The sequence below is a fragment of the Sorangium sp. So ce394 genome, assembly GCF_051474665.1.
Lineage (GTDB): Bacteria > Myxococcota_A > Polyangia > Polyangiales > Polyangiaceae > Sorangium > Sorangium cellulosum_D.
Map to the genome: position 1 here is coordinate 9,265,957 of NZ_CP150339.1, position 21,143 is coordinate 9,287,099.

18 protein-coding genes are annotated in these 21,143 nt (G+C 73.2%); 2 read left to right on the top strand and 16 right to left on the bottom strand.

Going from position 1 to position 21,143, the window contains the following annotated elements; translation table 11 throughout:
• The 8 genes from sat to WMF33_RS34100 all read right to left on the bottom strand — a co-directional run bounded on the left by sat (position 1) and on the right by WMF33_RS34100 (position 6,341).
• Positions 1–1,746, bottom strand: a complete 1,746-nt coding sequence (gene sat, locus WMF33_RS34065) for a sulfate adenylyltransferase (protein WP_437332535.1) — start codon at positions 1,744–1,746, stop codon at positions 1–3.
• Positions 1,747–1,870: 124 nt separating this feature from the next.
• Positions 1,871–2,431, bottom strand: coding sequence for a Mov34/MPN/PAD-1 family protein (locus tag WMF33_RS34070; RefSeq protein WP_437332536.1), 561 nt, complete (start codon positions 2,429–2,431; stop codon positions 1,871–1,873).
• A complete protein-coding gene (locus WMF33_RS34075; RefSeq protein ID WP_061621656.1) occupies positions 2,425–3,375 on the bottom strand; it encodes a PLP-dependent cysteine synthase family protein in 951 nt (316 codons plus the stop codon). Before WMF33_RS34075 ends, WMF33_RS34070 begins: the two co-directional genes overlap by 7 nt.
• Positions 3,372–3,716, bottom strand: coding sequence for a hypothetical protein (locus WMF33_RS34080; protein WP_437332537.1), 345 nt, complete (start codon positions 3,714–3,716; stop codon positions 3,372–3,374). The genes WMF33_RS34075 and WMF33_RS34080 overlap by 4 nt, the downstream gene beginning before the upstream one ends.
• Before the next feature lies 1 nt (position 3,717).
• Positions 3,718–3,996: a MoaD/ThiS family protein gene (locus WMF33_RS34085; RefSeq protein WP_012238383.1), complete on the bottom strand. Its 279-nt coding sequence runs from the start codon at positions 3,994–3,996 to the stop codon at positions 3,718–3,720.
• Entirely contained in the window at positions 3,989–4,822 is an 834-nt protein-coding gene (locus WMF33_RS34090; protein ID WP_437332538.1) for a HesA/MoeB/ThiF family protein, read from the bottom strand. Before WMF33_RS34090 ends, WMF33_RS34085 begins: the two co-directional genes overlap by 8 nt.
• On the bottom strand, positions 4,819–5,874 hold the full coding sequence (gene cysK, locus WMF33_RS34095) for a cysteine synthase A (protein ID WP_437332539.1): 1,056 nt from the start codon (positions 5,872–5,874) through the stop codon (positions 4,819–4,821). Before cysK ends, WMF33_RS34090 begins: the two co-directional genes overlap by 4 nt.
• 11 nt (positions 5,875–5,885) lie before the next feature.
• Entirely contained in the window at positions 5,886–6,341 is a 456-nt protein-coding gene (locus WMF33_RS34100; protein ID WP_061626538.1) for an RrF2 family transcriptional regulator, read from the bottom strand.
• A gap of 318 nt (positions 6,342–6,659) precedes the next feature.
• On the opposite strand from WMF33_RS34100, the gene WMF33_RS34105 reads away from it, so the two are divergent.
• Both WMF33_RS34105 and WMF33_RS34110 read left to right on the top strand, forming a co-directional pair.
• Positions 6,660–8,351, top strand: a complete 1,692-nt coding sequence (locus WMF33_RS34105) for an acyl-CoA dehydrogenase family protein (RefSeq protein ID WP_437332540.1) — start codon at positions 6,660–6,662, stop codon at positions 8,349–8,351.
• Between the two features lie 492 nt (positions 8,352–8,843).
• The gene (locus WMF33_RS34110; RefSeq protein WP_437332541.1) at positions 8,844–9,650 is read left to right on the top strand and encodes a helix-turn-helix domain-containing protein; all 807 of its coding nucleotides are present in this window, start codon (positions 8,844–8,846) and stop codon (positions 9,648–9,650) included.
• 37 nt (positions 9,651–9,687) lie between these two features.
• Here the strand turns inward: WMF33_RS34110 and WMF33_RS34115 are convergent, their stop codons facing one another.
• The 8 genes from WMF33_RS34115 to WMF33_RS34150 all read right to left on the bottom strand — a co-directional run bounded on the left by WMF33_RS34115 (position 9,688) and on the right by WMF33_RS34150 (position 20,714).
• Positions 9,688–11,595, bottom strand: coding sequence for a hypothetical protein (locus WMF33_RS34115; protein WP_437332542.1), 1,908 nt, complete (start codon positions 11,593–11,595; stop codon positions 9,688–9,690).
• 71 nt (positions 11,596–11,666) lie between these two features.
• Positions 11,667–13,112 carry a hypothetical protein gene (locus WMF33_RS34120; RefSeq protein ID WP_437332543.1) on the bottom strand — a complete coding sequence of 482 codons (1,446 nt, stop codon included), beginning with the start codon at positions 13,110–13,112 and terminating at the stop codon, positions 11,667–11,669.
• Complete coding sequence (locus WMF33_RS34125) at positions 13,109–15,400, bottom strand: bifunctional metallophosphatase/5'-nucleotidase (protein WP_437332544.1); 2,292 nt, start codon at positions 15,398–15,400, stop codon at positions 13,109–13,111. Before WMF33_RS34125 ends, WMF33_RS34120 begins: the two co-directional genes overlap by 4 nt.
• 122 nt (positions 15,401–15,522) lie before the next feature.
• Entirely contained in the window at positions 15,523–17,628 is a 2,106-nt protein-coding gene (gene ptsP / locus WMF33_RS34130) for a phosphoenolpyruvate--protein phosphotransferase (RefSeq protein WP_437332545.1), read from the bottom strand.
• A complete protein-coding gene (locus WMF33_RS34135; protein WP_020738741.1) occupies positions 17,625–17,909 on the bottom strand; it encodes an HPr family phosphocarrier protein in 285 nt (94 codons plus the stop codon). The genes ptsP and WMF33_RS34135 overlap by 4 nt, the downstream gene beginning before the upstream one ends.
• Positions 17,906–18,967 carry an RNase adapter RapZ gene (gene rapZ, locus WMF33_RS34140; RefSeq protein WP_437332546.1) on the bottom strand — a complete coding sequence of 354 codons (1,062 nt, stop codon included), beginning with the start codon at positions 18,965–18,967 and terminating at the stop codon, positions 17,906–17,908. Before rapZ ends, WMF33_RS34135 begins: the two co-directional genes overlap by 4 nt.
• On the bottom strand, positions 18,964–20,256 hold the full coding sequence (gene hprK / locus WMF33_RS34145) for an HPr(Ser) kinase/phosphatase (RefSeq protein ID WP_437332547.1): 1,293 nt from the start codon (positions 20,254–20,256) through the stop codon (positions 18,964–18,966). The genes rapZ and hprK overlap by 4 nt, the downstream gene beginning before the upstream one ends.
• Positions 20,253–20,714, bottom strand: a complete 462-nt coding sequence (locus WMF33_RS34150; protein ID WP_437332548.1) for a PTS sugar transporter subunit IIA — start codon at positions 20,712–20,714, stop codon at positions 20,253–20,255. Before WMF33_RS34150 ends, hprK begins: the two co-directional genes overlap by 4 nt.
• Positions 20,715–21,143 lie beyond the last annotated feature (429 nt).

Sequence of the window (21,143 nt, forward strand, 5' to 3'; positions counted from 1 at the left end):
CTACGACGACTTGCGCATCGCCTCGATGAGGATGCGCGCGACCTCCGGACGGGAGAACTCCGGCGGCGGCAGCTCGCCGCGCTGGAGCAGCTCGCGCACCTTCGTGCCCGACAGGTTGACCTGCGTCGACGCGTCGCCCGGCGCGGTCTTCGCGGTGGCCATCGCTCCGACCACCGTCGAGTAGAACGCGTTCTCGAAGTTGAGCGTCGTGATGCCGAGCTCTCCGGGGCTGAAGGCATTGAAGATCTCCTGCGCGTCGTAGGTACCGTAGTAGCTTCCGACGCCGGCGTGGTCGCGCCCCACGATGAAGTGCGAGCAGCCGTAGTTCTTGCGCGCGAGCGCGTGGAAGATCGCCTCGCGCGGGCCCGCGTAGCGCATCGCCGCCGGGTAGATCGAGAGCAGCACGCGGTCCTTCACATAGTACTTCGCGATGAGCTCCTCGTAGCAGCGCATCCGCACGTCCGCCGGGATGTCGTCCGACTTCGTCGCGCCGACGAGCGGGTGGATCATCAGCCCGTCGCAGATCTCCAGCGCCGTCTTGGTGATGAACTCGTGCGCCCGGTGGATCGGGTTGCGCGTCTGGAAGCCGACGATGCGGCGCCACCCCTTCTCGGCGAAATACGCCCGCGTCACCGCCGGGCCCCGGTCGTACGCCGGGAACGGCGACTCGACCGGCCGCTCCAGCACGCGGATCTCGCCGCCGACGTACACGGGGCCCGTGCCCATCAGGTAGGCGACGCCCGGGTGCTTCGTCTCGGTCGTCCGGAACACCTCCTGCGCCTCGAGCTCCTTGTTCGGCCGCCACTTGTCGCTCAGCTCGATGACCGCCACGATGCGGCCGTCGCGCGCGCGGAGCGCGGCCTCGGCCCCGACGCGGAGCCCCTCGGCCGCCTGCTCCGAGACGGCGAGCGTGATCGGCATCGACCACGGCAGGCCGTTCTCGAGGCGCATCTCGCGCACCACGCGCAGGTAGTCCTTCGAGTTCATGAAGCCGCGGAGCGGCGAGAAGGCGCCGATCGCGATCATCTCGACGTCGCTCTCGGTCCGCTCGTCGAGCTCGATGACCGGCAGCCCCTTCGCCCGCTCGGCGAGCGACGCCTTCTCCGCGCCCTCGGCCCACCGGTTCACGAGCTCGCCGCCGTGCGGCGCGATGAGCCCGCGGGCGCCGGCCGCCGCCGCCCCCGCGGCGGCAGCGCCGGACACCGCGACCGCGGCGCCGCGGCGCGGGATGTACCCGAGCTCCTCGAGCTTGGCGAGGATCTTGGCGAGGCCCTCCTCCTTGGTCTCCTTGTCGGTGTAGACGACCACCTCGGGGTTCTCGGGCGCCTCGTACGGGTCGTCGATGCCCGTGAAGTTCTTGATCTCGCCCGCGAGCGCCTTCTTGTAGAGCCCCTTCGCGTCGCGCTCCGCCAGCACCGGGATCGGACAGGAGCAGTACACCTCGACGAAGCGCGGGTTCTGCGCCCGCTGCTCGTCGCGGATCGCCTTGTACGGGCTGATGGCGGCCGTCATCGCGCACGCGCCCGACCGGGCGATGAGCTTCGCCACGTATCCGATCCGCCGGATGTTCGTATCGCGGTCCTCCTTCGAGAACCCGAGGCCCTTCGAGAGGTTCGTGCGCACCTCGTCGCCGTCGAGCACCTCGACGTGGACGGAGCGGGCGCGGAGCTCGGCCGAAAGCATCGCCGCGAGCGTGCTCTTGCCGGCGCCGCTCAACCCGGTGAACCAGACAACAAAACCTGACATTTAGGCAACTCCTTCGATGATCAAGTGACAACTGCGGAATCGGCCTCTCTGGGCCTCGGGAGCGGATGCCTGCAAGCGGGTGCGGGCAGCGCGAGGACGGCGGACGCGCCCCGGCGCGATGAGCTCAATCGACGACGGAGAACGTCGACGCGACGAACGCGGCGCCGTCCCAGACGAAGAGGCGGTGCTCGGCGATGCGGGGCTCGCCCCCGTCGCCGGAGCCGCCGCGCACGCTGGTGACGAGGAACGCGAGCGGGAACGCGGGCCCGGGCCCCATCACGATCGCGCCCCCCTCCTCGGCCGGCGGCTCGCCGCCGCTCATCATGGCGGCGTCGGTCGGGCTGAAGTAGGCGCCGGCGTCGAGGTGCGAGTGATAGAGCACCTTCACGGGGCGACCCGCCGCGGCCCCCTTCTCGACGGCGTCGGAGAAGCGCTTGCCGTTGAAGTCGAAGAACGTCCGCGCCGTCCGGAAGTACCGCTCCGGATCGACGGCGTGGAGCTTGTTCGCGATGTTCTCCATCCGGACGTGCTCGTCGCAGAGCAGCGGCTCGCCCGCGGGCCCCTTCAGGTACCCGCAGGCCTCCTCGTCGCGCGCATACCCGGCGAGCGCCTCGGCCTCGACGGCCTTGAGGACGTCCGCCTTGAGAACGACCCCGCCGGCCGTCCACGGGTGAGAAATCACCATACGTAACGCTTCTCCCATTTCATGGGCGCAAAATAGCGGTCGCCCCGGTCCGGGACAATCGCCACCACGCACCCTCCCTGCTGTTCGCGGTGCAGGCGCTTCGCCACCTCGAAGGCCGCGAAGACGGCCGCGCCGCCCGAATGCCCGACGTGCAGCGCCTCCTCGCGCGCGAGGCGATCGGACATGTCCCAGCCCTCCTCCGTCGTGATCCGCATCGTCTCGTGGTACGCGCCCGCGTCGTGGATGGCGGGCACGAGCGAGCTCGGGAGGTGCTTGAGCCCCTCGAGCCCGTGGAGCGCGTCCGCGGGCTCCACCGCGATGCAGCGGATCGGCCGGTGGTGCTCCCGGAGCCTCCGGCTCGTGCCGACGATGGTGCCGCTCGTGCCGACCCCGGCCACGAAGTGCGTGATCCGGTCGCCGACCGCCTCGAGGATCTCCCGCGCGGTGCCGTGGTAGTGGGCGAGCGGGTTGTCCTCGTTCGAGTACTGGTCCGGGTAGAAGTACCTCTCCGGATCCTTCTCGACCAGGGCGCGCACGTGGCGGATCGCGCCGTCGGAGCCCTCCATGGGATCGCTGAAGATGAGCTCCGTGCCGAACGCGCGCGCGATGTCCTTGCGCGCCTTGGACACGTTCGACGGCATGACGAGCGCCACCTTGAAGCCCATCGCCGCGCCGAAGAGCGAGTAGGCGACGCCGGTGTTGCCGCTCGTCGAGTCGATGAGCGTCTTCTGGCTGGTGAGGCGCCCGTCGGCGGCGGCGCGGCTCATCATCCGCAGCGCGGCGCGGTCCTTCACCGAGCCGCCCGGGTTCGTGAACTCGAGCTTGGCGTACACCTCGACCGACGGCGTCTCGCGGCCGATGCGCGACAGGCGCACGAGCGGCGTGTCGCCCACGGCGTCGACGACCGACGCGATCCGGCGGGAGCGGGCGAGGGAGAGCCTCATGACGGCCTGCCCTCCGCCGCGCCGCCCTGCCCCGCCCCGGCGCCCCGGCCGAGCGCGGCCCGCATCTCGGCGAGGGCCGCCCGCGCCCCGGCGAGCACCGCCCGCGCGGCGGGCGACGCGACGAGGTCCGCGGGCGCGAGCGCGTCGACGTCGAGCGCGCCCTCCGCGAGCGCGCCGAAGCCGGCCCCCCGCGCGTAGCGCTCCGCCACCTCGCGCGCGAGCGGCGGCGCGCCATCGCCGCTGCCGCCGAGCACGCGCGCCGTCGCCGCCCCGAGCCTCGCCTGTCCCTCTGGACCGATCTCCGCGAGCAGCACCTGGCGGAGATAGCGCGGGTCGTCCACCTCAGCCCCCGGCGATCGCGGGGACGATCGCGACCTGATCGCCGCCCTTCACGGGCGTCTTCAGCCCGTCGAGGAAGCGGATGTCCTCGTCGCCCACGAAGATGTTCACGAAGCGCCGCACGCCCTTCTCGTCGAGGAGCCGGTCGCGGATGCCCGGGTAGCTCTTCTCAAGGTTCTCGATCAGCTCGCCGACGGTGCCGCCGGCGGCTTTGACCTCGTCCTGCCCGCCGGTGAGGGTGCGAAGGGGGGTCGGGATGCGGACGGTCGCGGTGTCAGCCATGGTCATGCTCTCCAGTGTTGAGGTGGGCCGGGGAGCCGCTTCCGCGGTCCCCTGCAACGAGGGTCGGGGATTCGTTGTCACGGTCCCCTTCTGCAGCACACGAGATCACGTAACGGGACGCGTCGATGGTCGCGATGTCGGCGCGCTCGCCGCACAGGGCGCAGGCGGGGCGGGCGGCGACGGGGACGCTCCGCAAGGTGTCCGACAGGCCGTCGTACGTCGCGATCCGGCCGTAGACCGACGCGTCGCCCGCCAGGATCGCGAGCGCCCGATCCGCCGCGATCGCGCCGGCCACGCCGCACACCGGGCCCGCCACCCCGGCCGTCGCGCAGTCCGGCGCGTTCCCCGTCGGCAGGTCCTCGAACAGGCAGCGGTAACAAGGCCGCCCCTCCGCCGCGACCGCCATCACCGTCGCGCGCCAGCGGATCGCCGCCGCGTGCACCACCGGCGTCCTGGTGAGGCGGCACACGTCGGCGATGAGGAACCGCGACGCGAAGTTGTCGGTCGCGTCGACCACGACCGAGACGCCCGGCATCAGGGCGGCCGCCGCGCTCGGCGTGAAGCGGCCGTACCGCCGATCGACCCGGAGCGTCGGGTGGCGGCGGCGCAGCGCCTCGGCGAAGGCGTCGAGCTTCGGGCGGCCGACGTCGTCGGCGTCGAACAGGATCTGCCGGTGCAGGTTCGTGATCTCGACGTCGTCGTCGTCGGCCACGCGGATCTCCCGCACGCCCCCCGCGGCGAGCGCCAACGCGGCCGGCGCCGCGATGCCCCCCGCCCCGACGAGGAGCACGCACCCGCGGACCGTCGCGCCGCCGCCGCCGCTCATCGGAAGTACTCGTCCAGGCTGAAGTACCGCTCGCCGGTGTCGCACAGGACCGTCACGACGTTGGCGTCGGGGCCGAGCTCGCGCGCGACGTCGAGCGCCACCCGCACCGCGGCGCCGGCGCTGATGCCGACGAGCAGCCCCTCCTGCCTGGCGAGCGCCGCCTTGACCTCGTACGCGGCGCGATCGCTGACCGTGCGCACCTCGTCCACCACGCCCGGATCGTAGTTCGCCGGGACGAACCCCGCCGCGAGCCCCTGGATCTTCGTCGGCCCGCGCTCGCCGCGCGAGATCGTCGCGCACGACTCGGGCTCGACCGCGATGACGCGCGTCGCGGGGCGCAGCCGCTTGAGCACGCGCCCGACGCCGCTCACCGACCCGCCCGTCCCGACGCCCGCCACGAACGCGTCGATCGTCAGCGACTGCCGCGGGCCAGGCCGCCCGGGCGCGTCGAGCCCCGCCATCGCGTGCAGGATCTCCCGCGCGGTCGTCTCCGCGTGGACGCGCGGGTTGTCGGGGTTGTCGAACTGGCCGAGGAGGATCGCGCCCGGGATCTCGGCCGCGAGCTGCTGCGCCTTCTCGATGGCGCCCTCCATCTGCTGCTCGGGCTCGGTCAGCACGACCTCCGCGCCGTAGGCCTCGAGCAGCTGGCGGCGCTCGAGGCTCATGCTCGCCGGCATCGTCAGGATGCACCGGTACCCCTTGGCCGCGCACGCGATCGCGAGCCCGATCCCGGTGTTGCCCGACGTCGGCTCGATGACCACGCCGCCGGCGCCCGGGCCGAGCAGCCCGCGCGCCTCGGCGCCCTCGATCATCGCGAGGCAGATCCGGTCCTTCAGCGAGCCGCCCGGGTTCTGCTGCTCGGCCTTCCCGAAGACGCGCCCCCGGGGCGTCGCCGCGTCGACGCGGCGGATCTCGAAGAGCGGCGTGTCGCCCACGAGGTCGAGCACGCTGTCGACGACGCGCGGGTGCGAGGGCAGCGGGGGCAGCTCGGCCGCCCCCGCGGGTGCGCGGGGGACGCCGGGGGACGGGTCGTCTCGGTCAGGGCTTCTCATGGGAGCTCGGCTCAGATCACGTAGGTCGACCGCTCTGGCCGCCCCTTGCGGCGCACGCCGAGCTCGACCCCGCGCTCACAGACGTCGGCGATCGACACCGCGTCGAAGCAGCGCTCGATCGCGAGCGCCAGATCGTGGAACACGGCCGTGGGCGGGTCGAGCGTCGAGCTCTCCGGGTTGCCCTCGTCGTCCGGCGCGATCACCGCGACCGGCCCCTCCAGGGCGCGGACGACGTCGCCCAGGCTGATCTCGCTCGCGGGCCGCGCCAGGTGGTAGCCCCCGCGCGGCCCCCGCTTCGAGCTGATGAGCCCGGCCTTCTTCAGGTCCTGGAAGATCTGCTCCAGGAACCGCGCCGGGATGACCTCTCGCTCCGAGATCTCGCGGATCTGCGTCGGCCGCCCGTCGTTGTGGAACGCGATATCGAACAATGCGCGCACACCGTAGCGACCCTTGTTCGAGAGCTTCACCGCCAGTCCTATGCATTGGTGCATCGGGGAAGTCAAGAACCGCACAATCAGCGACTTGCGCTTCTTTCCGTGCGACACGGCACCCGAACAGCGCACAGAAACCGGCCGGCGCAGCGAAATTGACAGCCGAGGTTCACCGTTCGCCGCGTCATGGCGAGCAGGCTCTCGGCTTCCTGTTGAACCGGATGGGACGGGTTCAGTAGCTTCGAGAGGTTCGAGGCTGCGAGTCGCCGCGCGTGCCGGAGGGCGCGCGGGCCCCGATCGACGCGTCCGCGTCGCACGGTTCGGGCCGCGGCGCACCAACCCAGGAGTCGGCCGGTGGCTTTCTATCAAGACCCCCCATCACTCGGGAACCAGTACGACGACGACCGCGTGCTGCGGTCCTACCTCGCGCGGGTGCTGCCGCGCGAGGTGGCCGCGTCGATCACGCCCTCGCTGCGGGAGATGGGCGAGCTCGCGGGCGGCCGCCTCTACCGCCTGCAGCACGCCGACCGCGAGAACGAGCCGAAGCTCACGTCGTGGGACGCCTGGGGCAAGCGCGTCGACCGGGTCGAGGTGACGCAGCTCTGGAAGGAGGCGGCGCGCATCGCCTGCGAGCACGGGGTCGTCGCGACGGCGTACGAGCGGGCCCACGGCGCGTTCTCCCGCGTCCACCAGTTCGCGCTCGCGTACCTCTTCGACGCGTCGAGCGACGTCTACACGTGCCCGCTGGCGATGACCGACGGCGCCGCGCGGGCGCTGCTCGCGAGCGACAACCGCGCCCTCATCGACCGCGCGGTGCCCCGCCTCACGAGCCGCGACCCGGCGCGCGCCTGGACGTCGGGGCAGTGGATGACCGAGCGCACCGGCGGCTCGGACGTCGGGCGGAGCGAGACCGTGGCGCGGCCCGGGCCGGACGGGGCGTACCGGCTGTACGGGACGAAGTGGTTCGCCTCGGCGGCCACGTCCGAGATGGCGCTCGCCCTCGCGCGCCCCGAGGGCAACCCGGAGGGCAGCCGCGGGCTCGCGCTGTTCTACGTCGAGCTCGCGGGCGAGGACGGGCGCCGCGAGGGGGTGCTGATCAACCGGCTGAAGGACAAGCTCGGCACCCGCAAGGTCCCCACCGCCGAGATCACCCTCGACGGCGTCCTCGCGACGCCGGTCGCGGGCCTCACCAACGGCGTCCGGGCGATCGCGCCGATGCTGAACGTGACGCGGACCTGGAACGCGATCGCCGCCGTCGCGGGGATGCGCCGGGGGCTCGCGCTGGCGCGCTCCTACGCCCAGCGCCGCGCCCTGTTCGGCGCGACGCTGGCGGAGAAGCCGCTGCACATGGACACGCTCGCCGAGCTCCAGGCCGAGTTCGAGGGCGCCTTCCACCTGACCTTCCGCGCGATCGAGCTGCTCGGGCGCGAGGAGACCGGGTCGCTCACCGAGTCGGAGGCGAAGCTCCTGCGGCTGATGATCCCGATCGCGAAGCTCACGACCGCGAAGCAGGCGGTGTCGGTGCTGAGCGAGGTGCTCGAGGCGTTCGGGGGGGCGGGCTACATCGAGGACACGGGGCTGCCGCGCCTCCTGCGCGACGCGCAGGTCCTGCCGATCTGGGAGGGCACGACGAACGTGCTCGCCCTCGACGCGCTGCGGGTGATCCTGAAGGACGGCTCGCTCGACATCCTCGCGGCCGAGGTGGCGCGCCTCCTCACGGGCGTGGTCGAGCCGAAGCTCGCCGAGGCCGAGACGGCGGCGTCGCGCGCGGTGTCCCACGCCCGCGCGTGGATCAAGGAGATGGCCGCCACCGACCGCCCCGGCCTCGAGGCGGGCGCCCGCCGCGTCGCGATCACCCTCGGCCGGGCGCTCTCGCTCGCGCTGCTCGTGCGGCACGCGGCGTGGGCCATGGACCGCGAGCGAAGCCGGGCCGCGCTCGCCGCCGCCATCCAGTTCGAGCGCAACGGGGTCGACTGCATCCGCGACCACGACCCCGACACCGTCGAGACGCTCGCCGAGACGACGCGGCAGAAGCCCGCCACCTGAACAGACGGCGCCCCACACGGACCTGAACAGCGCCCGCCCACCCCGGGCGCCGTAGGCCGACCGCGGCCGCCGTTCCTCCCCGCCTCGCGAGCCTACGACGATTTTTCCGCCGGTTTCATGCGTTCTGAGTACGCAGAATAAATGTGTATTTTCGGAGTGTTGCGGACGGCGCGACGTCGCCGGAGGCGGACGACTTTTGTCCTACCGGCGCGCAAAGGCACTAGACGGAACTACCTGAACGGGCATACAGTAATCCGTAGCTGCGGCGCTGAACGCGTGCCCGACGGGGGCGGCGTGCGGGCGGTCCTGGCCCTCGGGGCGGGGGCCGCGCGCGCGGCGTCCCCGGTGGGGTGAGATCCGCCTGCGCGCGCCGGCACTGGCGCGCGCGAGGGACTTCGTCCGCCTCACGGACGGATCGGGCTCGCGTAGCCCCGGGCACGCGCGCGGCGCGCGGTGCTGGAGAGCGCACACGACGAGCTGCGAAGAGGCGAGATGAAGACGCAATACACGCTGCTGTCCGGCGAGACGGTCGAGTTCGCGACGCCGGTCGGCGAGCTCGGCACCTTCCTGTGCCGGGTGCTGGCGGCGGCCCGGGATCCCGCGGTGTCCGAGGCCGACCTGACCGATCTCGTCCTCGGTCCGGAGAACCCGCTGCTGGACAAGACCGCCGTCGCGGGGCGGAGCGTGGCGACGGCCGACGTGTACCGCGATCCGGCGTTCCACGTGATGCTCGACTGCCTGGCGCGCAAGCGGCTTCCGCCCGAGTCGGCGGTGGCCACGCCGCGGACGCGCTACACGATGACGGTGCCGGAGGCCGCGCAGCAGCTCGGCATCTCCGAGAGCGCGGTGCGCCAGGCGATCTACGCGGGGCGGCTGCGCGCGAACAAGGAGGGCGGCACCTACTACCTCGATCCGCACTCGGTCGCGAGCTACCGGGTGAGCAAGCGCGGGCCGCGCCGGCAGGACCAGGAGGCGAAGGGGCCGCCCGGCGGCCCGCTCGACGCGCGCATCGGCTCGGGCCCGGACGCGAGCTTCCGGGTGAAGCACAGCCGGGACGACTTCGAGCTGACGGAGAAGCGCGGCCCGGAGTGGACGGGGATGATCCCGAGCGGGTGGCGGCGGATCGCCGTCCTCGGCACGTCGCGGGACCTCTCGCGGTACTGGGAGATCGAGCCGGCCGAGGGCGAGAGCGTGCTGCACTTCGAGGGGTTCTACCTCCGCGGGGGCTTCCGCATCGTCGAGACCGTGAGCAGCACGCAGCGCGCCCTGGCGGCGTTCAAGGGGTTCCAGCCGCGGTGAGCGCGGGCCGCGGGGGCGCGCGGCGCCCGCGCGTCCCTCAGAAGCGGGCCTGGGCGCTGACGCCGCCGCCGACGAAGTCGGGGTTCACGAAGGTGCGCAGGGCGAGCGTGCCCTCGGAGGGGTCGCGCTCCATGAAGGTGCCGTTGTTGTCGCGCACGTACTGGACCCACGCGACCGCGGAGAGGATCCGGCTGATGTCCCACTTGAGGCTGACGCGGGCCTGGAAGATGGGCACGGCGGACCGGTCGTAGGGGAGGATGGACAGGTTGCCCTGCTCGCGCACGACCACGGTGCGCGCGATCGGCGCGCTGTAGAGGTCGAACGACGTCGTCTTGAAGGTGGCGGGGAGCTGGAGGCCCGCGCCGATGCCGGGGGTGAGCCGCGCCGGCGCGATGTAGTAGTCGGCCGACAGGGCGAAGAACAGCTCGTCGTCGGTCGAGGCGCCGCGGGTCTCCGGGATGCTCTGGAACGGGATGAAGCTCGGCTGGTTGCGCAGCACGAACGGCAGATCGCGGTAGATGCCGGTGACGCTCGCGCGCGCGTACCCCGACTTGAGGACCGCCTGGAGGGCGCCGGCGCGGGCCGCCTGGCGGGTGGTCGCGCCCGCGGACTCGAAGTCCTTGAGGTTCTGGTAGAGGTTCGACGCCTCGAGGCTCACGGCCCAGGTGGTCTTGCCCGGCGTGTAGGCCTCGGGCTTGAAGATGACCTGCGGGCGGTCCGGGTCGTTGCGGTAGAGCAGGAAGTCGACCGACTGCGGGATGGGCTCGCCCTTCGTGTGCGCGACGACGCGGGCCGAGGCGCCGTACGTGTAGACCGGCTCGCCCGCGACGTCGGGCCAGTCGAACCTGCCCTGCTGGAAGTAGCCGGCGCCGAGGTCGGCGTGCACGTAGGGGTGGAGATCGACGCCGCCGCCGAGGAGAAAGCCGTAGTTCGTCTGCGCGATGCGGATCTCCTCGACCTCGCTGGTGCCGGGGGTGAGCACCCGCTGGAGCTGCGTGAGGCTCGCGACCTTGAACCCGGCGAAGACGCTGAACCGCTCGGCGTCGAACTGCACCTTCGCGCCGGGCGCGGTGCCGATGATGCGCGGGAAGATCGATTGGTTGATCGACGCGTTCGTGCCGCCCCACGAGATGTCGTAGAGGTAGCCGAGGCGGAACCGGTCGGTGTCGAGGGGCCAGAGCGTGACGCCGAGCCCCGTCTTGCCGTCGGGCTTGCCGTCCGTGTGATAGAAGGCGCGGATGAACGAGCCTGCGTCGTAGAGCGCCTGATTGACGTTGTTGCTGTTCCTGGACAGCGAGGCGAGGTCGATGCGGAGGACGAGCGAAGCCTCGGTGTCCAGCCCCTCGATGAACCCCGGCATCTTCTTGTAGAGCGCGAGGTGCGTCAGGTTCTCGCGCCCGCTGAAGCGGGAGTTGAGGTTGTCGAAGAAGAGCCGGTATTGCTTGCGATCGCCGATGCTCACGTTCGGCGAGATCGGCTGCGCCTGGCCCGTGTCGTGGAGCACGTCGTCGTCGCCGAACGTCCAGGTGAGGCGCGTGTCCATGGCGTCGCCGACCCGGACCGGCGGCTCCTCGGCCGGGATCGTCGCGCGGGGCTCGACCCGCGGCAGCGCGGTCGCGGCCCCGGCCTCGGCCGCCGGCGGCAGGGCGCCGGGGGCCGGGAGGGCGGCGGCGGGCGGCGCCGCGGCGGCGGGCGGCGCCGCGGCGGGCTCCGGGCCCAGCGCGGCGGGGGTCTGGACCGGCGCGGCGGGCCCGGGGGTCGGCGCGGGGGGGATGTCGGCCGGCGGCGCGGGCGCCGCCGCGGGCGCGTCGGGGGTCTGGGCCGGCGCGGCGGGCGCCGGCGGGGCCTGACCGGGGGCCGGCTGGGGCTGGCCCAGCGCCGGCGGGGCGAGGGTGAGCAGCAGGGCCGCGGAAACGGCGGGGGCGAGGAGCGCGCTTCGGTGCATGGCGGGCGGTGGGCTTCCTTGGGGCCTGGGGGATCCGAGGGCGCGGCGCGGCCGCGAGGGGGAGGCGGCGGCTAGTTGGTCTCCGCGTCGTTGTCGTTGAGGCTGCGCAGCCGCACGCAGGCCTCCGTCGAGGGCTTCGCGGCCGGCGCGCAGCCGGGCGCCTCGCAGACGAGATCGTCTGGGCAGCGGGCCTCGATCGTCCAGTTCAGCGAGCCGCCCGAGAAGTTCCGGAGCGTGCCCGTCACGGCCGCGAGCGCGCGGCCCCGGTGGGACGTCGGATCGAAGGCGCTCACCGTGCCCGTCTGGATCTGGATCATGCTCGACCCGTCCGTGACCTTGTAGTTGCCGCGCGCGGAGTAGCTCGTCCACTCGCTGCACTCGGGGTCGCGCGAGCACGCGTTCGCGCAGCTCCCCTCGGTCCGGCTCTCGAAGTCGACCTGGCCGTCGCCGTTGAGGTCGCAGCTCGACTGCTCCGGGGCGAAGACGTTGTTCCGCGCGGGCTTCGGGCCGAAATTCTTGCTGATGTGGACGCCCTCGACGCGCACGAGCCCGCTCTCGAGGCGCTCCATGGCCGAGGGGTCGGCGATCGTCCGCGCGTCGAGGACCGCGGGCTCCGGGACCGGGCACGGCTCCCCCTCGTGGAACGGTGCGATCTCGTAGGAGGGGAACGAGAGCTCGGTGAAGCCGAAGAACTCGTTCACGGTGCCGGCGAGGTACTGGAGCCGATCGCAGACCCGCATGTTGGCGGGGGTGTTGAAGTTGTACGCGAAGAGGTGGTTGTACCCGCCGTCCTGGCCCGTCAGATCGGTGACGTAGAAGCCGTCGCTCGCGACGCGCGTGACGACGACCTCCTGGGGCGGGGCGGTGTTGATCTGGATCCCCTCGAACGCGTAGGGCGTCGCCGAGCCGCCCCCCTGGACGTCGGCGACGCGCGGCAGGGCGTAGGCGACGGGCTTCGACGCGCCGGCGCTGAAGGTGCCGCCCTCCTCGCTGTCGTCGTCGGCGAACGCGCACCCGGGGTCGGCGGGGAAGTCGATCAGCACGTCGCCCGGCGCGTCGTCGTTCTCGCCGTTGGCGCACGCGGGCCGGCCGCCCCGGGGCGCGGGCGCGTAGCCGACGTCCTCGGCCCAGAGCCGGGCGGGCCCGTAGACGGCCGTCACGTGGACCACGCCGGTCGCGACGCCGCCGCGGAGGCGGACGTTGCGGCCGACCGCGAGGTCCGCCTCGTCGGCCGCGACGTCGACCACGGCCCCGGGCTCGACGCTGAGCCGGACCATGCCGTCGAACGGCGCGCGGCGACCGGCGGGGTCGCGCGCCTCGATCCGGAACGACCAGGCGTCCACCGAGTCGCCGCGGTTGGCCGGGAGGGGCGCCTCGGCGGAGGGGGGCGCCTCCCCGTTCACCTCCACGATCTGGACCCAGAAGCTCGAGACGCCCCGCGGCGGGCCGGCGTCGCTGCCGCACCCGGCGAGCGCCGCGGCGAGGAGGGCCGCCTGGAGCCGCGCCCGCGGCGTCACTGGCCCACCATCCGCAGGCGGCCGTCGGAGAAGTTGCCGAGCCGCCGGTCGACGCACGCGAGGTACTTGCACTGCTCGCCGGCGGCGCTGCACGGGGCGAGCGCGCTCTCGCACTGCTGCCGCACCTCCGGGGTCGGCGCCCTGGCGCAGACGTCGCGCTGGTAGGCGGCGACGTCGTCGCGGCAGCGCGCGAGCACGCACGCGCCCTCGGCGCACGGCGCGCCGCCGGTCTTGCACACCGGGCCCTCGACGACCGACTCGGGGCACGCGCAGACGTAGCCCTCGCCCACGCCGGCGCAGTCGGCGTCCCGCTGGCACGACGCGAGCTCGCCGCGGTCGTCCGCGCCGCACGGGCGGCCGGCGCGGATGTAGTCGATGAGCGCGTCGCGCTGCTGCACCTGGGTGTCGAACTGGGTCGTGTTGCGCTGGAGCACGCGGAACCCGCTGCCGCCCTGGGCGAGGTAGTTCGACGTCGCGAGCTCGTAGGTGGCGATCGGGTCGATCGGCTGCCAGCACCGGTTCGCCTCGACGTCGCAGCTGCCGGTGAGGCCGCCCGGGCAGTCGGCGTCGCCGTTCGGGCACGCGATCGGCGGGTCGTGCGCGCCGATGTAGACGTGGGTCGCCACGCCGGGCGCGGCGCCCTCGGAGGCGCGCGCGGCGCAGTCGATGACGACCCGCGCGCCCGCGATCTGCGCCTGCGACACGCACCCGCGGCCGCTCGAGCGGCGCGCCACGAAGTCGAACAGGTCCTGCACCTCGAGGCCGGAGAGCTGCATCTTCGAGATCGAGTTGTCGAAGGGGAAGATGTTGAACATCTGCTCGACCGTCACCGGGCCGGGCACGAGGTCGGCGCGGATGCCCGTCGTGTTGGTGAGGGCGAAGTCGGTCTGGATGCCGAGGCGCAGCCACATCGCCGCGGCGATCAGGTTGCCGAGCGGCGAGTCGCCGCCGCTCGTGGAGACGCGGCGCGAGCCGTCGAGCGCGTAGCCGACCAGGAGATCGAGGTTCGCGAGGGCGTCGAGCCCCTGCGCGTACGGCTCGAGCACCGAGGCGACGATCGGGTCCGCCGGCACGCTCTCGGTCACCGGGAAGAGCTCGTACCGGTTCGAGAGCACCTCGTAGCCGTTCAGCGGGTCGTAGTCGGCGCCGAGCTCCGAGGGATCCTTGGACAGCACGAGGTCGAGGCGGCCGACGAACTTCGCGAACGCGCCGGAGTGCGCGAGGACGACGTCGCGCGGCGTGCAGTAGCGCCGGCGCTTCTCGCCCGCCTCCGGGGAGCGCTCGTCGTTCAGGAGGATGTAGTGGCGCTGCTCCGCCTCGTCGTAGTACCGCGAGCAGTCGCGGACGCGCTTCGGCGGCTGGAGCACGATGTGGTTGTGCCCGCCGAGGACGACGTCGATGCCCGTCGTGGTCTCGATCATCCGCTCGTCGACGTCGAGCCCGAGGTGGGTGACGAAGACGACGACGTCCACGGTGGGGCGGAGCAGATCGACGTAGAACTGCGCGACCTCGGTGGTGTTCAGCGGCGTGACGCCGAGCCGGTTCGGCGCCTCGAAGATCGACGTCAGGCTGGAGAGGTTGCCCATCCCGATGACGCCGACGCGCAGGCCCTCGAGGTCGAAGACCGTGAACGGCTGCAGGATCGCGCCGAGCGGCGAGGCGCCGGGCTGCGCGGGGTCCTCGAGGAGGTAGTTCGCCGCGAGGATGGGGAAGCCCGCGTTCTGCTGGAGCTGCACGCCGAGGTTCAGCGCGCCGCGATCGAACTCGTGGTTGGCGACGATCATCGCGTCGACGCCCATCGCGCCGAGGGTGCGGATCTCCGCCTCGCCCGAGTAGAAGTTGAAGATCGGCGCCCCCTGGAAGCAGTCGCCGCCGTCGAGGTGCAGCACGCGCGACGAGCGCGCGCGCTCGCGGCCGATGATATGGGACATGCGCGCGGCGCCGCCGACGTTGGCGATGGAGGTCGCCTCGCCGAGGCCGAGGCCCGCGTCGACCTGGCCGAGCTGCAGGTTGTACGGGAAGAGCCGCGAGTGGATGTCCGACGTGTGGAGCAGGGTCAGGTGCGCCTGGCCCACGAGCCGCGTGGGCGGCTGCTCCTGCTCGCAGCCCGCCGCGCACAGGCCGAGCGCCGCCGCGCCGACAGCGAGCGCGCGCGTCACGTGCGTCACGCGCGACGCGGCCGGCGCCGCGGGCGAGCGCGCCGCCGCGCCGCGCGCCGGTGAGAGGGGAGCCTCGGGGGGCCGCGTCGTCGCCCCCGGCGCCGCGCCCATGGCTTTACGGGACTTCATGAAGCGGGCTTCACGCTAGGAAGCCCTCCCCGCGAGCTCAAGCGAAAAGGAGGTGAAGACGGCGAGGCCGTCGACCTGCGACGCGGGTCACCGCGCGCCGCGCTCTCCCGAGCGCAGGCCGGTCACCGCGCCTCGCGCTCTCCGGTGAGCAGGTCGTAGAGGCCCGGCGCGAACGCCGCGGCGACGCAGCACTCGACCTCCTCGGCCGTGGCGCAGGCGAGCGCCTCCGCCGCGACCGCCTCGGCCTCGGCGACCGTCACGCGCCGGAGCGTCTCCTTGATCTCCGGGATCGCCGCCGCCTCCATCGAGAAGTCGCGGAGGCCGAGGCCGAGCAGGAGCAGCGCGGCGAGCGGGTCGCTCGCCATGGCGCCGCAGAGCGAGACCGGGCGGCCGTACTCCTGGCCCGCCTGGATCACCTTGGTGATCAGCCGGAGGATCGACGGGTCGAAGGGCGAGGCCAGGTACGCGAGCGAGCGGCTGGTCCGGTCCACCGCGAGCGCGTACTGGATGAGGTCGTTCGTCCCCAGGCTGAGGAACGCGGCCTCGCGCGCGAAATGGTCGACCATGATCGCGGCCGCGGGCACCTCGATCATCACGCCGAGCGGGATCTCGTCGGCGCAGGGCTGGCCGCGGGCGCGCACCTGCTCCTGCGCGCGGCGGAGCATCTCGCGCACCTGCCGGAGCTCGCCGAGGCCGGCGACCATGGGGATCATGATCCGCACGTCGCCGAAGGCGGAGGCGCGCACCATCGCGCGGAGGTGCTCGAGGAAGACGTCGGGGCGCGAGAGCGCGAGCCGGACGGCGCGGAGGCCGAGCATCGGGTTCATCTCCGGCGGCACCTGGAAGGTGGAGACGAACTTGTCGCCGCCGATGTCGAAGGTGCGCAGGGTGACCGGCTTCGGGCGGAGCGCCTCGACGACGGCGCGGAAGATCTCGAACTGCTGGTCCTCCGAGGGCGGGGACGTGCGGTCGATGTAGAGGAACTCGGTCCGGTAGAGGCCGATGCCGTCGGCGCCCTGGTCGCGCGCGAGGATCGCCTCGGCCGGGAGCTCGACGTTGGCCCGGAGCGACACCTTCACCCCGTCCTTCGACTCGGCGGCGCGGTGCCTGGACTCCGAGAGCTCCTTGGCGAGCGCGACGTGGCGCTCGGCGCGGGCGCGCGCCTCCGCGAGCTCGACGGGCCCGGGCCGGACGACGACCGTGCCGCGCAGGCCGTCGATCACGACGACGTCGCCCGTGATCACGCGCTGGAGCACGTCGCTGACGCCGACCACGGCCGGGATCTCCAGCGCGCGGGCCATGATGGAGGTGTGGCTCGTGCGGGTGCCGACCTCGGTGACGAAGCCGACGACCGGCTCGTCGACCATGGCCGCGGTGTCGGCCGGCGAGAGGTCGTGCGCGATGAGGATGGTCGGCCCGGAGAAGCGCGGCAGCGCCGCGCCGAACGTCGCCGGCATGGCGATCGAGTTCTGGAGCTCGATGAGGCTGCGGGTGGAGAGCGGCCCGGTGTCGCGCGAGGACGGCGGCTCCTGGGGCGGGAGGGTAAAGGCGCGCAGCAGGCGCTCGCCGACGAACATGACGTCGTGGCTGCGCTCGCGCAGGTACGGGTCGTCGAGGGCGGCGAAGCGGCCGGCGATCGCCTCGCACGCGGCCGCGACGGCCCACTCGGCGCAGCGCCGCTCCTCGGTGACCTGGCGCCTCACGGCGTCGGCGAGCGCCTCGTCGCCGAGCATCAGGAGGTACGCTTCGAGGATCGACGCCTCGGCGCGGTGGTCGCCGAGGCGCTTCGCCATGTCGCGGAGCTCGTCCTGCGCGCGCTCGACCGCGGTCTCGAAGCGCTCGAGCTCTGCCTTGATCTCGCTGGAGCTGACGCGGCGGCGCGGGTGATCCGTCCTGTGCCCGCCGATCACGACGGCGGCGCCGATGGCGACCCCGGGCGATCCGGAGATGCCCCGCAGCGTCTCGGTCCGGGCACCTGGCGGCATCGAATCGCCGCGGGCGCCGGGCGGCATCGAGTCGCCGCGGGCGCCTGGCGGCATCGAATCGCCGCGGGCGCCGGGCGCCCCCGAGTCGCCGCGGGCGCCGGGCACCCCCGAGTCGCTCCGCGCGCCGGGCGCCGCCGGGTCGCCCCGCGCGCCGGGCGCCATCGCGTCGCCGCGGGCGGCGTCCACCGGGACGGCGTGATCGCCCGGAGCCTCCGCGGAGAGCGCCCCCCGGCCGGGCGTCACTCGTTCTCTCCGAAGCGTGAGGCGATCAGCTCGCCGATGGCGGAGACCGCCTCGGCGGCCTGATCGCCGGTCGCGTGGACCTCGATCTGGGTGCCCATCGAGCCGCAGAGCAGGAGCACGCCCATCACGCTCTTCGCGTTGGCCGACTGCCCGTCCGGCCCGGTCAGCGAGATGTCGCAGTCGTAGCGGCCCGCGAGCTGCACCAGCTTCGTCGCGGCGCGCGCGTGCAGCCCGCGCACATTGATGATGGTGAACCGCCTCGTCACCCCCTCGGTCGTCACCGATCGCCCCCCGTCACGCTCTTGTCCGTCCCCGGGCGCGACTCCGCCGCGGCCGTCCCCGGCTGCAGCCGCCGGAAATCCACGCTGGGCGTCCCCGCCATGCCCTCACCCGCCGCTGAGGGTACTATACTACTGCTCGCCCGGGCGACGTCCCGGTGCACGACCGTGATCGGGAGGCCCGTCTTCCGCCGCAGGCTGTCGCTGAGCACGTTGGTGAGCACGACGGAGCGGTGCCGGCCCCCGGTGCACCCGATGCCGATCGTGAGGTAGCTCTTCCCCTCGTCGGCGTAGCGCGGCATGCAGAACGAGAGCAGCTGCTCGGTCTTGCTGATGAACTCGAGGGCGTCCGCGTTCTTCAGGATGTACTCACGCACCGGCTCGTCGTTGCCCGTCAGCTCGCGCAGGCCGTGGACGAAATACGGGTTGTCGAGGAAGCGGACGTCGAAGAGCAGATCGGCGTCGAGCGGAATGCCGTACTTGTAGCCGAACGAGATGAACCGGGTGGACATCCGGGGCAGATCGACCTTGGCCGGGCGCAGCCGCTCGAGGACGGCGCGGCGCAGGTCGTGCGTCGACAGCCGCGTCGTGTCGAGCTCGATGGTCGCCCTGGCCCGCAGCGACGCGAGCCGCTCGCGCTCGAGGAGCACGCCGTCGAGCATCGCGATGGCGCCGCTGCCGCCGGTCGTCAGCGGGTGCGGCCGCCGCGTCTCGCTGAAGCGCCGGAGCAGCGTCTCGTCCGAGGCGTCGAGGAAGAGGATCACCACGTCGCGGCCGACCCGGATCGAGTCGAGCGCCGCCGTGGCCCCCGCGAGGAACGAGCCGACGCGGACGTCGATGCCGAGCCCGATCCGGTTGATCCCGCCCGCCTCGCACGCCTCGACCGCGGGCCGGACGAGCGAGGTGGGCAGGTTGTCGACGCAGAAGAAGCCGAGATCCTCCAGGGCGTGGAGCGCCGTCGACTTGCCGGCGCCCGACAGGCCCGTGACGACGACGACGCGCGCCGTCGCGCCGTCGGACGGCGGCTGGACGGGCGGCAGCGGGTCGGGCGCGCCGCTCACCCTCGCCTCCTCGGCCGCGGCAGGCTCACGGACGACTCCGTGGCGACGAACCCGGTGCCGGGCCGCTCCGGCGGCCTCCCCCGCTCCACGGGCTGCCGGAAGGCGCTGCTCGGCGGGCTCTGCACCTCCACGCCGTGGCCGGGCCGCGGCGGGCGGGGCGGGCCGTGCGGCGGCGCGCCGCGCGGGGCGCCCTCCTCCGCGAGCCGCACCGGCGGCGGGACCGACGACTCCTCGGCCGAGCGCTCCCGGAGCAGCTCGCCCTCGACGTTGCCGAAGAACTCGCGCGCCGCGTGGAACCCGGCGTTCTTCAGGAGCTCGTTGCGGGCGGCGACCTCGAGGATCGACGCCATGTCGCGGCCGGGGCGCACCGGGATGACGAGCTCCCGGATCTTCACGCCGAGGATGGTGTGGTACCGCTCGTCGAGCCCGAGCCGGTCGTACTCGGTGTCCTTCGACCACTCGACCAGCTTCACCACGACGTCGATCCGCTTGCGCTCGCGGATCGAGGTGACGCCGAAGAGGTCCTTCACGTTGAGGATGCCGAGGCCGCGCACCTCGAGGTGGTACCGGAGGAGCTCGGCCGGCGCGCCGAACACCATGCCGGGCGGGCGGTAGTCGCACTCGACGGCGTCGTCGGCCACGAGCCGGTGGCCGCGCATCACGAGGTCGAGGGCGCACTCGCTCTTGCCGATCGCGCTCGACCCCATGAGCAAGAGGCCCACGCCGAAGACGTCGACGAGCACGCCGTGCAGGCGGATGCGCGGCGCCAGCCGGTCGTCGAGCAGCGCGTGCAGGGCGGTGATCGTGACGCTCGACCGCACCGCCGAGACGAGGAGCGGCGTCCCGCTCTCCTCGGCGCACTGCGCGAGCTCCGGCACGGGGACGAAGCCGACGCCGGAGCCGTTCAAGTCGAACGGCTGGTCGCCCTGCGTGAGGATGACGCAGCACAGGCCGAGCTCGAAGAAGCCGCGCAGCGACAGGAGCCGGTCCTCGCGGGAGAGCTTGTGGAGGAACGAGAGCTCGGTCTGCCCGAGGATCTGCACCCGCGTCGGGACGATGCCGTGGAAGTGGCCGACGAGCGCGAGCCCCGACTTCTGGATGCGGGTGTTCATGATGGGCCGGTCGAGGCCCGCGGCGCCGGCGATCAGCGTGAGCTCGATGCCGAGCCCGTCGTCGCCCATGAGGCTCCGCACCGTGAGGGCGGGGCGCTCGAGCCGCCCCGCGCCGGTCGCGGGGGGCACCCGGCCGCCCCCTTCGCCTTCCTGTGTGCTGCCGCGCGAGCTGCTCATGACACCGACCTCCCTTCCTCGGCGGCGATGAGCTCGAACGCCGCCCGCCCGGTCGAGGCGCCGAGCAGCCGCCTTCTGAACGTCTCGTCCCGCAGGAGGCGGGAGATGCGCGCGAGCGTCTTCAGGTGCTCCCCGGTGGCCCGCTTCGGCCCGATCACGGCCACGAGGATGGACACCGGCGCCCCGTCGATCGCGTCGAAGTCGATCGGCTTCGGGCAGAGCAGGACGGCGCCGATCAGCCGATCGACGCCCTCCATGGCGCCGTGGGGGATGGCCACGCCGCTGCCGACGCCGGTGGACTGCAGGCGCTCGCGCTCGGCGAGCACCCGCTCGATGTCCTCGCTCTTGACCCCCTGCTGTCCTGTCGCGAGCAGGGCGGCGAGCCGGCGGAGCGCGTCCGCCTTGGATCGGACGACCCCCTCCTGCTCGCTGGCGACGGATACCTGGTGCGCGGTCAAGATGTCGCAGACTTGCATGCTGATTTCGGCGCTCGGCGAGGTGAGGGGGCTCTTTTGTGGCGCACGGGGTACGGGCGGCGCGGCGCTCGGCCAGGGCCAGGCGCGCCGACGTGCCATCGTACCCTGGGGACCTCGGGTACGCGACTCAAGGACGCTATCGCGGCCGGCGGCGCTGGAGGGAGCGATCTTCGCGCCGCGGCGCGGGCCGCAGGCGCCTCGGGCGGGTCGCCCGCGTGCGCGCAGCTCCCCGCGGGAGGCCGCCGCCACGACGGCGAGCGTGGAGGCTCACCCGCGGCAGGCGACCGCCGCCGCGGCGGGCGCGCAGCTCCCCGCGGGAGGCCGCCGCCGCGACGGCGAGCGCGGCGGCTCAGGCCTCATTTCGCCGCGCCGCCGCGCCGCCGCGCCGCCGCGCCACCTCATGGCGCGCGC